The sequence below is a fragment of the Clostridium tetanomorphum genome (genome assembly GCF_017873215.1).
In the GTDB taxonomy this organism is placed as follows: Bacteria; Bacillota; Clostridia; order Clostridiales; family Clostridiaceae; genus Clostridium_AO; species Clostridium_AO tetanomorphum.
Genome location: NZ_JAGGKA010000001.1, coordinates 345,100 through 358,845, shown reverse-complemented (window position 1 = coordinate 358,845; position 13,746 = coordinate 345,100). Strand labels below are relative to the sequence as shown.

The following is a 13,746-nucleotide window of genomic DNA, read 5'->3' as shown; positions in this document are numbered from 1 at the left end:
TCCATTAAGCTTTCTGCTGAAGTACTTTTATGGCTTCAGGTAGAATTAATTTTCCATCCACACGCTGAGTAGCAACAAAGCCTACTTGGCCAGTAACAGCATAAAGTTCATTAAGTCTCTTAAATACACGACCCTGACGATCAGCTACCCAGTAATAACTAAAATCACCAAATGCGATACTCTTTGCAGCTGCAGCAATAGTTGGCATATATGCAGAAGTATACAATGGTCGATTGAGGATAGTATCCGGTGTACCTGCCTGTAAGGAAGGTTGCCATAGATACTGTCCTTGACCATCCTTTAGTTTACGGATTGCTTTTACAGTGGCGTCGTTCATAACGAATACAGCCTTATTACGGTAAGGTGCCTTTAGTGAATAGAACAGATCAAGTACCTCGTCCATAGTAATTGCCGTAGCACCTGCAGTAGTCACACCAATTTGGGCACCACCTGTAGAAGCAAGTATACCTGTCGGTTTTCCAGATCCATCACCGGTAAAGAACGCCTCTTCCTCTTTGTTACCGATACGTCTTGCAAACTCCTTAGAGATGTAGGCTTCAAGATTGAACACAGAATCGTTGAGAAGTTCCTCGGAAACTTTAATCATGGTAGCGAGTTTGTAAGCTCCTATAGAAACCTGTCCGAAGCTATCATCGCTATCTGGGATAGTGCCTTCTTCATCCACCCAGGAAGCAGTACCTTTTGTAGCTACAACAGGAATTTTCCTATCGCCAGAAGATGTATTGATAACATTGGCCAGTGAACGGAAAATGTTCTCTTCCTCAAGAGCCTCTACTAAGGTACGTTCAAACTCGTCAGGCACAAGATAACCACCCTCGGAGTCTGTACCAATTTGAAGGGCATTTCTTACGTTTACATCAAGGCCTTCCCCTGCACGAGTACGCATAGCATTCCAGAATGCTTTCTTGTACTCTGCAGACGCGCGTCCTGTCTTATCTTCAGCATGTTTGGATGGTGTGTTTGTAATAGGGCTACTAGTGGCTTTGGAAAGTTCTAAGTCAATAACCGCCTGACGTTCCAAACGTTCTATTTCCTTACCAAGTGCAACAACTTCAGCTTCCATCTTTTCATAGGTTTGTGTGTCCTCTGCGGATAACAATCCATCACCGCCACGTTTTGAATCAAGGAATGCCTTCGCCGCATCCCAAACCTTAGCGCGTTTCTCGCGCAATTCAAGAATTTTACTCATTGTATTTCCTCCTTTAAATTAGTGAGAAATTAAAGAAAGCCGCTTATCCAGCGACTCTATAGGTGTACCTGCTTTTTGTTTTTGTTTTTTAGGTAGTTTGCTAATAAGTGAGTTGGTAACCGCCATCCTGCTAAAGATAAGGCTATCCGTCAAATCCGGTGTTTCATTTTCCATAAACATGATCTTATCTGCAAAACCAAGTTCGATGGCTTTATTTGCATTCATCCATGATTCTGCATCCATCAGATGAGAAAGCTTTGTTCGGGAAAGACCAGTCTTTAACTCATAGGCATTAATAATACTTTCCTTAACTTCATCTAATAGAGCTTTAGCTCGCAACATTTCCTCGCTGTCACCGATGGCAATGGTCGAAGGGTTATGAATCATGATCATGGATACCGGCGACATATATACATCTCCACCCGCCATTGCAATAACGGAAGCTGCACTTGCCGCAAGCCCGTCAATTTTTACAGTGACCTTTCCTGTATAGTCCATAAGCATGTTGTAAATCTGAGCTGCTGCAAACACATCCCCGCCAGGAGAGTTAATCCACACTGTAATATCACCGGTGCCAGCCAGCAGTTCATCTTTGAACATCTTAGGTGTGACCTCATCACCCCACCACGTTTCTTCGGATATCACTCCATTTAAATAGAGAGTGCGCCCTTCATCAGAATCTCGCACCCAATTCCAGAACTTCTTCATTTACTGACCTCCTTCGGTTTTGGCAAACGCTCCTGCGTCAGCCAATTTCGTCATATTTCCGTTAACCAGATATAAATCGCCACCTTCCTCAGCTGGGATACGGTTCATGTCCTCCAATTCACGGATATCATTAGCTGACATCCAGCCATTTTGCCGCCCAATAGCATAGCCATTCATTCGGCTTTGATAATCGCCGCGCAGCAGACCATCTAAATTGAACTTGATGAATACTGATGTTTTCTCAGAAGGCAAAATAAGCGATTGCTGGAGACTTTGCTCCCATCTCACCACCCACGGATCGAGAGTGTATTTTACAAACTCCAAAGACTGCTGCTCGATATTGGAGAAACTAGATTTCTCAAGGTCTCCCACCATATGGGGAGGCACACGGAAAATCCTTGCAATCTCATTGATTTGAAATTTCCGTGTTTCTAAAAACTGAGCCTGTTCTGGAGGTATACCGATGGCTTGAAACTTCATGCCCTCTTCCAATACAGCGATTTTATGTGCCTTAGCTGTGCCTTGGTAAGCACTATTCCAGCTATCCTTCACTCTCTGTATGTCTTTAATTACTCCCGGGTGCTCCAGCACACCGCCGGGATTGGCTCCATTAGCAAAGAATGCCGCACCGTACTCTTCAGTAGCAAGTGACATACCGATTGCATTTTTTGCCATAGCAATAGGGCTATAGCCAATGAGTCCATCAAAGCCTAAGCCTGGTATGTGAAGTACATCATCTTTGCGAAGTGTGACATAGCCTCCCTTTGGATTCAGGCCACTTTCGTCTGTATCCCGGTAGTAGGTATAAACCAGTTCACCATTTGATGCTCGACTTACTTCCATCTTGTTAGGAAGTAGGGGATAAAGCGCAATTGCCTGGCCACGACCATTTCGAACTATCTGTGCATAAGCATTGCCCCAAAGTAAAAGATGACTCATCAGTGTTTCTCGAAACACAAATGAAGTCATCTCTGGATTTGGTTCATCATGAAGAAGGTAATACAAAGGGTGGAATGGAATCTTTTCTTTACCTCCATCAGAACGATATCTATATACATGTAGTGGCAGTCCAGCAATCGCTTCAGCTAGTATTCTTACGCAGGCATACACCGCTGTTGCTTGCATTGCAGTACGCTCATTTACTGTTTTGCCAGATGATGTACCGCCAAATAGGAAGGAAAATGCGCTACCCACACGGTTTTGCGGTTTATCCCTTGAACGAAACAGTCCTTTTAATAAATTCATAGGCCTCACCTCCAAATTGAAAAAATTACACCACAAACAATCATTGAAATTTATAGAATTATTAAACCTCTCTCGTCATACACCGAGTCTCCACTATTACCTGGCCCACAGCGGATGGCGCGGTCGAGTGCCATAATAGTTGCCACTGCTCCATCTATTTTTTCTGTACTTTTTTCCTTGTCCGGTTTTATATTTCCAGCCGGATCTGTTTTTATATAGATGTTGTCCATCATCCACCGTAGTACCGGATGCCCACCGTGTGCTATTCTTTCTTCTAATGTCAGTTTCATAAGTTCCTTTGTAGGTGGTGACATATCTTTAAAACCTTGACCGAAGGGAACTACAGTAAAGCCTAACCCTTCAAGGTTCTGCACCATCTGAACAGCGCCCCAACGATCAAAAGCAATCTCTCGAATGTTGTACTTTTCCCCCAGTTCTTCAATGAATTTTTCAATGTATCCATAATGGACTACATTCCCCTCGGTGGTTAAAATGTGTCCCTGCTTCTCCCAAAGGTCGTATTGCACGTGGTCTCGTCGAACTCGGAGGTCAATATTATCCTCCGGCATCCAAAAATATGGGAGAACGGTATATTTATCTGTTTCATCCTCCGGTGGGAACACCAACACGAAGGCTGTAATGTCAGTGGTAGAGGATAAATCAAGTCCTCCATAACATACTCGACCTTCAAGGCTCTCTGGTTTTACTGGAAACGCACAGGCATCCCACTTTGCAATTGGCATCCAACGGACAGATTGCTTAACCCACTGATTTAGACGCAGTTGTCGAAAGCTATTTTCCTCAGCAGGGTTTTGCTTTGCACTTTCACAAGCTGCTCTAACTTTATCGATACTTACTGTAATTCCTAAGCTTGGATTTGCTTTCTTCCATACTTTAGGATCAGTCCAATCATCCTCTTCTTTGGCACCGTAGATTACGGGATAAAAAGTAGGATCGAATTTTCTGCCCTCAATAATATCAACCGCTTTTTGGTGTGTTTCATAGCAGATACTCTGGGTATCCGTCCCTGCAGTGGTGATAAGAAAATATAGCGGTTGGGTTCTCGCATCACCAGACCCTTTTGTCATAACATCAAATAGTTTCCTATTTGGCTGAGTATGAAGTTCATCAAAAACAACACCATGTATATTGAAGCCGTGTTTTGAATAGGCTTCAGCCGACAATACCTGATAAAAGCTGTTGGTCGGCAGGTACACCAGTCGTTTAGTTGAAGCCAGCAACTTCACTCGTTTATTCAGCGCTGGACACATCCGCACCATATCGGCTGCTACTTCAAATACAATTGATGCCTGCTGGCGATCTGCGGCACAACCGTATACCTCTGCTCGTTCTTCACCATCTCCACAAGTGAGGAGAAGTGCGATTGCTGCTGCAAGCTCGCTTTTTCCCATCTTTTTAGGTATTTCTATATAAGCCGTGTTAAACTGCCGGTATCCATTAGGTTTTAAGATACCGAATAAATCACGGACAATTTGCTCCTGCCAATCGATAAGTTCAAAAGGCTTGCCTGCCCATGAACCTTTCGTATGGGAGAGTGCTTCGATAAAAGCCACAGCGTAATCAGCAGCGTCCTTATCGTAATATGACCCTTCAGCTATAAAGGCGGTCGGCTTATATTTCTTCAGTTTCCGCATAAACACCGCCCCTTTTATGGAAAAGGACATAAGAAAAGAGCCTCAATCCTATAGATGAAGCCCTTTTCTCTATCCTATTTAGATTTAGTTATTTCTTTTTATCCACTTCACCCGTCAGTATGAAATGGGCATATTCTGCTTTATGGTCTATTAAATAGACTACCAATTCATAAAATCCTCGTTCATTTGCCTCATACTGGACTCGGTTCACATCAAACATATTTGTGACTCCACTTTCTCGGATGGAAAGGATTTGTTGCTTAATTATCTCATTCATTGGCTACCTCCTCCGATTCTACTGAATCGGTTGTAGCTTTGCGCAGGATTTCCACATCGAAGCCCGCACTCTTATAGCCTTCTAAAATTGTACTGTAATAATAACAACTCGGCTGTCCAAGCGGTCTACCATCATTCATGATGTATACCATCGCCTTGACGGTTTTGCCACCCAACTTCACTTTTATTGTTTCCTTTCGATAAAGGAACGGCCAGCCCTCGTAACGGTCAAGTGCCGCTTCATCGGTCGGTGTAATCTCCCACACTAAAACTGGTACATTGCCACCCTCAAAAGGCTCGATTGTCGCCACAGCGCCCGCGTGTGCCCCTCGAAATAATAGGCGGTGGTCATTGATTTGGCTTGCTCCTACCACCTTCGCTGTGGGGCATCTGTCGGCCATTTGCTTTAGATTAAGGTTGGAGCCATAGGCAAGATATAATTTATTCTTCATTGTAATCCTCCTTCTTAGCTTTGTGGGTTAGGGGCAGCTCAGGCCGCCCGAAACCGCCATGCAGCTGAACCCGAAAGTGCTGCTGTCAAATGTTCTCTGCAGTTTGCAAATTCATCCCCAATGAAACCAATCCGGTTTAGATAGGTTCTCATGGCAAATTTCTCGTTTTCCACCTGCGGTTTCTTTGCTGATGCACACTTTTGTGTTAAGGCTTGGTGGTTGATGGCAAGTGCTAGAACAATGTAGCTTCTTATCTTTCCTGCATGAAGTTCGCTATTGAACCCTCTAAGTTCAACTGTATGGTTTCCGGTAAAAAAGCTGTGAAGGTTGAGGAAATGGTAGCGGCTGTTGTGATAATGAGTGATTCTACTCTCGCTGTAGCCCTCGTACCAAATGTCCTCAATTTGTCTCATGGTTCTAGGCTTTTTACGGTTTATCTTCTCAACCAAAATGCTGTCCATCTTTTTGCAGTAATTCATTCTCTGCGGTGCAATCTGAAGTGCTTTATAAAATAAGTCATTTTTACTTGCAATGATATTTACAAAGTTTCGAATGCTTCGTGGGGTATGTTCAGCACCGTCTAGATGAATGTGAATTCCGCAAGATGTATTTGTAAAGGCTCCAGCTTTGCGAAGCTTTCTTACTAGCTCTTGCAAAGTTTCAATGTCCTCCCGATAGGTTAGTATTGGGCTAACCAGCTCAACACTATAATCTCTACCTGCAGCTACTTTTCTTCTACCTTCTTTTCTTTGGCAGTTGATGCTCCCATCGTACATAAACTTCCACACTCGACCATCTGAAGTTTTTACCTTCTTGGTGTCGTAGTAAGTCCCGCCTTCACTGTAAATGCCTTGCAAAAACTCTGCAGCGACTCTAGCCGCCCTTTCCCTTGTAATCCCTGTAAATTCAATCTCAATCCCGAATTTTGCACTTAACATCGTGTCTCGCTCCTTTTAAAGTGTGTTTGTCCTTTCGGCATGTACATATATCACTCTAAAAGGCTTATATAGCAAGACAATTCTGCAATACAAATCTACATATTTACTGCCATATTGGGCTTAAAATGTGTATTTTTATTCTTCGATTTTCTTGCATAAATCCTCTCCAAAAACCACTCCAAGGGAACTGCCTGAATCCCAACTGACGTGGATAGTTCCCATATCATCAACACTAGTAACCGTACCTTTATCTCCTGGCTGAAGCTTGGTATAAGGGTCATTCATCTTAAGTAGCATGACACGAGTTCCTGGAGTGTAATAACTTCTAAGTTGCTTTAGCATTTCTGGGTGAATGATATTCATTATTCACTCACCTCCTCATGCTTGGCACTTCCGCTTTTGAAGGCAGAGCTACCCGACAATTTGGAGAGGAGAATTTTTCGTTCTGTTTTGTATTCTGGCCCGATAAATCCAAGTCTTAGAAGGAAACAACGGAAAGCGTACTTTTCATTCTCCACTGATTTCTCGGTCGAGTTGACGCGGGTCTGCTTCTTTGCCATTTCACAAAGTGCTGTTACAAAGTGGGTATAAGCCTTCACCTCCTCTGCGGAGCACTCACTCTGGAACCAAGGGAAGGTTATAAATTCCTCATTTATGATAATGGGAATAGAGTCAGTATCAAGTGCTTTCTTTATAAGGGTTTCTTTGCTTTCTACCAATCCTTTTAGGTTACCAAGTGCAGTTTCGCTAAAACCCTCCCTCGGCATTTGAATAATCAAACTAATAGCTTCTTCGGTTTCATTTGATTCGCTGTATACGGGAGGTTCTTCGTAATCACTATTTGGACTTACCCTACCCCCAAGAGCCGCTTCATTAGGAACTTGAATATTTTCAAGAACAGGCTCTGCTGCTGGAATTGGTGTGTCAAATTCTACTGTAACCGCCTTAAAGTCATGAAGGCCTAATAGATTATTAACCAGTTCAGAATTATCTGGTCCTCTGACTACCCCGTTTTTGTCAATATTGTAGTCTGCCACTTCATATGCAAATGTAGGCGCTCCAAGATATCTTGCAGGAGCATTCAGTTTTTGGCTGATTGCATTGACTAGCTCTTTTCTTTTTGCTCCTGTGACATTATAGTTTATCTGCATTTTTTATACCGCCTTTCTATTTTCGGTACATACATATATCACTCTAAAGGCTGTTAATATCAAGTCATTTAGAGCATCTTTCTGTAGAAAATACTGTTCCATTAATCGGCGGTAGTAACGTCTGGCAGGTCACAATATCTTATTTTCGAACCATCTCTTAAAAGAAACACACCGTCTGAGTTTCCAACTTGCTCAATATACCTTTTCACAATAACATCACAGTACTTTTCATCCAGTTCAATGGTGTAACAGATTCTATCTGTCTGCTCACAGGCAATCAGTGTGCTTCCTGAACCACCAAAAGGATCAAGCACGATACAATTAGAAAGGCTTGAATTCAAAATAGGGTAGGCCACAAGTGCAACTGGCTTCATCGTAGGATGATCACTGTTTTTCTTCGGTTTCTCAAATTCCCAGATGGTGGTCTGCTTTCTATCGGAATACCAGTTATGCTTACCTTTCTTTTTCCACCCAAAGAGAATAGGCTCATGCTGCCACTGATAAGGGGAGCGACCGAGAACAAGGGACTGCTTTTTCCATATACAAGTACCGGAAAGATAAAATCCTGCATCAGAGAATGCTCTTCTAAAATTGAGTCCTTCGGTATCCGCATGGAATACATAAATAGAAGCGTCCTTTGCCATCGCTGCTTCGGTGTTCTGAAATGCTGCAAGCAGGAAATCGTAGAACGCTTCGTTAGCCATATTGTCATTTTTGATTTTTCCAGCGGTGCCTTCATAGTTAACGTTATATGGAGGGTCCGTAACTACCAAATTAGCAGTTTTCCCATCCATCAAGACATCAAAGGTGTCTTTCTTTGTACTGTCTCCGCAGACTAATCGATGCTGCCCAAGTAGCCAAACATCCCCTAAATGCGAAACAGCGGGCTTTTTCAGCTCGCTGTCTACATCGAAATCATCTTCTTTTATATTATCCTTAAGGGAATTCTTGAAAAGATCGTCCAACTCTCCTGGGTCAAAACCTGTCAAAGACACATCAAAGTCTGAAGCATTTAAGTCCGTGATGAGAAGTGCTAATTTGTCTTTATCCCAATCACCACTTATTTTATTTAGTGCAATGTTCAGCGCCTTCTCCTTTTGCTCATCCATTTCAACAACTACGCATTCTATCTCATCCATGCCCATACTCAGCAGGATTTTCAAACGCTGATGACCTCCGATGACTCTGCCTGTGGTCTTATTCCATATTACGGGTTCTACATATCCAAACTCCTCAAGGGAGCGTTTTAGTTTCTCATATTCCGGATCACCCGGTTTTAAATCCTTTCTTGGGTTATATTCAGCGGGGATGAGTTGTTTAGTCTTTATCTTCTCTATCAACATACTTTTCCACCGCCTTTCTAAATTCACTATACTTATTTACATCCTCCCACGGGAATAGACAACTATTAAAGTGACCATAAACAGCTGTATCAGAGTAAATCACATACCTTAGACGCAACTTCTCTATGATTGCCGCAGGTCTTAAATTGAAAATCTCCTGTGCAGCAAGAGTTAATATTTCGTCAGAAACAATACCTGTGCCAAGGGTATTTACAGAAAAGGCTACAGGATTTGCCTTACCTATTGCATAGGATATACTAACTTCACATCTCTTTGCATAACCACACCAGACGATATGCTTTGCAATGTACCGAGCCATATAGGCACCGCTTCGATCAACTTTGGTGGGGTCTTTACCACTAAGTGCGCCACCTCCATGGGATGCAAGTCCTCCATAGGTATCAACCATAATTTTTCTACCAGTTAAGCCTGTATCGGCAGCGGGACCACCTTCGACAAATCTACCAGAGGGGTTAATGAGAATTTCTGTTTCATCATCAAATGGGAAGTCCTCAAAGCACTGCCATAGGACATTGTTAAGGATATCTGTCCTAAGTTCTTCCTGTGTTTTATCCTTATCATGCTGTACCGATATCACAATAGTCTTTATTCGCACTGGAGTGTCCCCTTCATATTCCACCGTCACCTGTGCTTTACCATCTGGGTGTATACCTTTTATCAGTTTCCCTTTTCGGCAATCATCCAGTCTCTTTACAATCCTGTGAGATAGTACAAGGGGTAGGGGAAGCATTTCTCCCGTTTCCTTTGTAGCATAGCCATACACAGTTCCTTGGTCTCCAGCACCTATCGAACCATACTGTTCATTTATTCCATTTCTTACTTCCAGTGCAGTATCCACGCCAGTTGCAATATCTACACTTTGTTTGTGTACAAATACATAAATCAAGAATTTAAGAGGGTTGTATCCAATCTCTTTAAGGACATTCCTAACAATGTATCGGATGTCTATTTTCTCGCTGCAGGAGATTTCGCCCGCCACGATAATTTTCCCTTTGGTTGCCATTACCTCACAAGCGACACGTGATGCTTTGTCTTTACGTAAACATGCTTCTAAAATGCTATCTGCTATGATGTCGCATAGTTTATCAGGATGTCCAGCACATACACTTTCAGCTGTTAAATATCTTTTACTCATTATATATCTCCTCATCTTTATTTTCCTCTGCGGGCAGATAGCAGTCGCTCCATCACATCGTCCTGTGGGTTTAAACCAGAATACTCTGTAGCACAATTCTCTTTAACGATTTGATAAATCTCCATCCACAATCTGTTTGTCTGACTCATAAAGTTCTGACTCATAGCTACATAAGGACTTTGAATAGCATTGCCGGTAGTTGGATGCTTGGCAAGAAAGCCAAACTCAGTTATCGCCTCCTCACACTGTATCCATCTGGCCGCACTCATGGCATATCGTTCTAGAAGCTGTGGGAGCACCAAATGGGCACAGCCTCGCTCCTCAAGCCATTTCCAAGTAATTTCATAAATCTCGCTGGCTACTAGGGTTTTCCCGTCCTTTTGCACCGCTGAGAGCATGGCCCTTGGCTTTGGCATTTCCTGCCCCTTTAAATCAGCGGTATTTTGGAAGTCGATAATTTCTAGCTTTCTCTTACCTGGATTACCCTGTGCAATTTTATCAGCAAGTGGTTTCTTTTTTTGACCAGAGCCTATACGGGCACCGCCACGATTTGTTCCATCTTTGGCCATTCACTCACCTCTTTTCGTTGATGGGTCTATTACCCTGTTTGAAACCGCGAATTTTCACGCGTTACTCCACGCCCGTTGCACATCTAAAAAGCTGTAGAGATTTGACTCCCCCTACCGGGTTCCCCAACGGTCTCCATCTTTTGCTGTGATGGCAGAGTGACAAGAAGTACAAAGGGACATCAGATTGCTTCTATCATGTGTTCCACCTCTTGCAAGAGGAAGAATGTGATGTACCTCGGTTGCTGGGGTCAGCTTTCCTTGCCGTTTACACTCCTCGCAAAGAGGATGAGTTGCAATGTAGCGGTCACGTATTCTCTTCCATGCACGACCATATCGCTTACGAGTTGCTGGGTCACGGTCATACTTTTCATACCGTGCGGCTTCCTTTTTAGCATGTTCTTCACAAAAACGTCTGTCAGTCAGCTCTGGACAACCAGGGTAAGAGCATGGTCGCTTAGGTTTCCTTGGCATACTACACCTCCTTTTGCCCATAGAAAAAGCCCTCGCAGGAGAAATGCTCCCGTGAAGGCTTCTGTTTGCTAATATTCCATACTACCATTATATAACTTTCACTACGGACAAACAGTGTCATCGTATGCCAACCTGTGCCAAAGTGTGCCAACTTTTATTTAGGCACCTTTAAATGCTGCAAGGCTGATGAGTGAAGTCTATGCACAGTTCTCATAGAAACATTAAGGTTGACACAGATTTCTTCCCAGTTAAGAAAGTTAATGTAACGGTAGCGAAGAAGCAGCTTCTCATCCACGTTTTCCATCTGGTTAATCGCTTCACGAATATCTGACTTAAGCTTTATTAAACGTTCCACCTCTTGTTGTATCTGCTTCTCCAAATCTACTATTCTAATCACGTATTTTTCAAAAGGTGGATCAGTACTTTTTGTTTTACTGACTTTTTCCTCAAGAACAGGAGATGAAACACTTCTTGAGAGTTCCCTTAGATTTTGCAACTCCTCAAGATCGGAATTAATCAGCTCATTTAAGCGATAAGCTTGTTTCAAGAATTCCTTTGCCGTCATCGCACCACCTCCTCATGTAGCTTTTTAATTAGCATCTCAGGATCGAGAGATGTCAGGGTAGTGAAATACCCGGAATGGAAGAAACGCTCAATCTCACGTTTCGTATATCTAGCAGAATCATTGCGAGGGTATTTTGCTAGTCTTTTCAAAGCAAAACGATAATCTTTGACCGCCTGTAGAATAATGGCATTTGCCAGCTTTTCAAATGCATCCATCATACAACACCCCTCGCTTTCCCCAGATTTGCTTTGACAGCGTTAATAAGATCGGACTGTGTCTTTTCCTTTCGTTTCAAGGCTCTCATCACATCTTCATCAATCGTGCCTTTAGTAACAATGTGATGGATAACAACCGTTTCATTTTGTCCCTGTCTCCAAAGTCTTGCATTTGTTTGCTGATAGAGTTCCAGACTCCAGGTAAGACCAAACCAAATAAGTGTTGAACCTCCACTTTGTAAATTGAGACCGTGTCCTGCTGATGCGGGATGGATAACCGCCACAGAAATATCTCCGTTGTTCCAGTCTTTGATATCCTTAGATGTTTTAATTTCTCTAACATTAAATCTTGCTTTAATACGCTCTAAATCGTGATTATACCAATATGCAATAAGAACAGGTTTGCCGTTTGCACCTTCGATTAAATCTTCAAGAGCATCCAGCTTGCGGTCATGGATAATATGAGTATTTTTATCATCATCATAGACAGCACCGTTTGCCATTTGAAGGAGTTTGCCAGAAAGGACTGCTGCATTCATGGCATCAATCTCCTCATTTGCAAGCTCAAGAACCATCTCTTCACGAAAGTGATCGTATACTGATTGTTCTTTATCATTTAGATACACCGACACTTCATTTATCACGCATTCTGGCATTTTCAGAAAATCAACCGACTTCATTGAAATGGTAATATCTGAAATTAGCCGATATATGGCATCTTCTGCCCCAGGTAACGGTTTATATGAAAATACAATCTGCTGATTACGTTTATCTGGAGTAAAGAAGGAATTGCGGTAGTGAGTTATGTATCTGCCGAGTCTTTTACCCATGTCGAGAATACGAAACTCTGCCCACAAATCCATTAACCCGTTACTGGATGGAGTACCTGTAAGACCCACGATACGTTTCGCCCTAGGTCTGACTTTTAGTAAACTCTTAAATCTTTTTGCTCCATAGGACTTAAAAGATGACAATTCATCAATGACCACCATGTCATAATCAAAAGGAATGCCACTTTTGTTTACTAACCAGTCAACATTTTCTCTGTTTATAAGATAGACACTTGCTGGTTTCCTAAGAGCTGCTAACCGCTCCTGTTCTGTTCCAATAGCCACTGAATACTCCAGTCCTTTTAAATGCTCCCATTTGTTTATCTCAGCTGGCCAAGTATCCCTTGCTACCCTTAGAGGGGCAATGACCAGAACCTTTCCAATTTCAAAACTATCAAGACATAAATCAAATATAGCAGTTAAAGTGATTACGCTTTTGCCAAGACCCATCTCTAAAAACACCGCTGCTATGGGATGCTCAAGTATGAAATTCGTAGCATATGTTTGATATTTATGAGGATTGTATTTCATCGAGTATCCCTCCAATCTGCTCAACATCGTCAATGACATAGCAGGTAAAGCCTAATTTTTGTAATTGCTTTATTCTTCTAATCTGTAGTGGACGAGGTTTCTTTCTGGGAGCCTTTAATTCCACAAATGCCATCTTTCCAAGTGGTAAAAGCACTAGGCGGTCTGGCATCCCATCTAAACCCGGACTAACAAACTTTGCTGCAATGCCTCCCATCTTTTTTACCTCAGCCACCAGTTTCTTTTCGATATATTTTTCAAGCATAAATGCCTCCCATATAAAAAGGCTCGGAACAAGAAAACAACTTTAACCCATTTTTCCTATACGCGCGCGTATGCGTGTATGAACAGGCTACACTTTCCTCTTTTTTACTATTTATAAATAAATAGGGTACTTCTTGTTCCACTTGTTCCGAACCGTAGATTTTCCTTTT

General features: G+C 42.4%; 17 protein-coding genes. All 17 read right to left on the bottom strand.

From position 1 onward, the window contains the following. Positions 1-4: 4 nt before the first annotated feature. The 17 genes from J2Z24_RS01820 to J2Z24_RS01740 all read right to left on the bottom strand — a co-directional run bounded on the left by J2Z24_RS01820 (position 5) and on the right by J2Z24_RS01740 (position 13,577). Entirely contained in the window at positions 5-1,210 is a 1,206-nt protein-coding gene (locus J2Z24_RS01820) for a phage major capsid protein (protein ID WP_012102984.1), read from the bottom strand. A gap of 18 nt (positions 1,211-1,228) precedes the next feature. Continuing rightward, positions 1,229-1,918, bottom strand: a complete 690-nt coding sequence (locus J2Z24_RS01815) for a head maturation protease, ClpP-related (protein WP_035150348.1) — start codon at positions 1,916-1,918, stop codon at positions 1,229-1,231. Then, complete coding sequence (locus tag J2Z24_RS01810; RefSeq protein ID WP_012102986.1) at positions 1,919-3,163, bottom strand: phage portal protein; 1,245 nt, start codon at positions 3,161-3,163, stop codon at positions 1,919-1,921. A 50-nt stretch (positions 3,164-3,213) separates the two neighbouring features. Then, positions 3,214-4,818 (bottom strand): terminase large subunit, encoded by a 1,605-nt coding sequence (locus tag J2Z24_RS01805; RefSeq protein WP_035150342.1) that lies wholly within the window; start codon positions 4,816-4,818, stop codon positions 3,214-3,216. An 88-nt stretch (positions 4,819-4,906) separates the two neighbouring features. Beyond that, positions 4,907-5,095: a DUF5049 domain-containing protein gene (locus J2Z24_RS01800; RefSeq protein ID WP_035150340.1), complete on the bottom strand. Its 189-nt coding sequence runs from the start codon at positions 5,093-5,095 to the stop codon at positions 4,907-4,909. Then, entirely contained in the window at positions 5,088-5,546 is a 459-nt protein-coding gene (locus tag J2Z24_RS01795) for a gamma-glutamylcyclotransferase family protein (RefSeq protein WP_019155119.1), read from the bottom strand. The genes J2Z24_RS01800 and J2Z24_RS01795 overlap by 8 nt, the downstream gene beginning before the upstream one ends. A 38-nt stretch (positions 5,547-5,584) precedes the next feature. Beyond that, the gene (locus J2Z24_RS01790) at positions 5,585-6,484 is read right to left on the bottom strand and encodes an amidoligase family protein (protein WP_035150338.1); all 900 of its coding nucleotides are present in this window, start codon (positions 6,482-6,484) and stop codon (positions 5,585-5,587) included. Between the two features lie 135 nt (positions 6,485-6,619). Beyond that, on the bottom strand, positions 6,620-6,847 hold the full coding sequence (locus tag J2Z24_RS01785) for a DUF4314 domain-containing protein (protein ID WP_019155121.1): 228 nt from the start codon (positions 6,845-6,847) through the stop codon (positions 6,620-6,622). Next, positions 6,847-7,635 (bottom strand): hypothetical protein, encoded by a 789-nt coding sequence (locus J2Z24_RS01780; protein WP_035150335.1) that lies wholly within the window; start codon positions 7,633-7,635, stop codon positions 6,847-6,849. Before J2Z24_RS01780 ends, J2Z24_RS01785 begins: the two co-directional genes overlap by 1 nt. A gap of 101 nt (positions 7,636-7,736) precedes the next feature. After that, positions 7,737-8,978 (bottom strand): site-specific DNA-methyltransferase, encoded by a 1,242-nt coding sequence (locus J2Z24_RS01775; RefSeq protein WP_035150333.1) that lies wholly within the window; start codon positions 8,976-8,978, stop codon positions 7,737-7,739. Further along, entirely contained in the window at positions 8,953-10,134 is a 1,182-nt protein-coding gene (gene metK / locus J2Z24_RS01770) for a methionine adenosyltransferase (RefSeq protein ID WP_146750617.1), read from the bottom strand. The genes J2Z24_RS01775 and metK overlap by 26 nt, the downstream gene beginning before the upstream one ends. A 17-nt stretch (positions 10,135-10,151) precedes the next feature. Further along, entirely contained in the window at positions 10,152-10,703 is a 552-nt protein-coding gene (locus J2Z24_RS01765) for a P27 family phage terminase small subunit (protein ID WP_035150331.1), read from the bottom strand. A gap of 111 nt (positions 10,704-10,814) precedes the next feature. Next, entirely contained in the window at positions 10,815-11,174 is a 360-nt protein-coding gene (locus J2Z24_RS01760; RefSeq protein WP_035150329.1) for an HNH endonuclease, read from the bottom strand. Positions 11,175-11,328: 154 nt separating this feature from the next. Continuing rightward, complete coding sequence (locus J2Z24_RS01755; protein WP_035150326.1) at positions 11,329-11,739, bottom strand: DUF1492 domain-containing protein; 411 nt, start codon at positions 11,737-11,739, stop codon at positions 11,329-11,331. Then, positions 11,736-11,954, bottom strand: coding sequence for a hypothetical protein (locus tag J2Z24_RS01750; RefSeq protein WP_035150322.1), 219 nt, complete (start codon positions 11,952-11,954; stop codon positions 11,736-11,738). The genes J2Z24_RS01755 and J2Z24_RS01750 overlap by 4 nt, the downstream gene beginning before the upstream one ends. Next, on the bottom strand, positions 11,954-13,315 hold the full coding sequence (locus J2Z24_RS01745; protein ID WP_035150319.1) for an SNF2-related protein: 1,362 nt from the start codon (positions 13,313-13,315) through the stop codon (positions 11,954-11,956). The genes J2Z24_RS01750 and J2Z24_RS01745 overlap by 1 nt, the downstream gene beginning before the upstream one ends. Beyond that, the gene (locus J2Z24_RS01740) at positions 13,296-13,577 is read right to left on the bottom strand and encodes a VRR-NUC domain-containing protein (protein WP_035150316.1); all 282 of its coding nucleotides are present in this window, start codon (positions 13,575-13,577) and stop codon (positions 13,296-13,298) included. The genes J2Z24_RS01745 and J2Z24_RS01740 overlap by 20 nt, the downstream gene beginning before the upstream one ends. Positions 13,578-13,746: the final 169 nt, after the last annotated feature.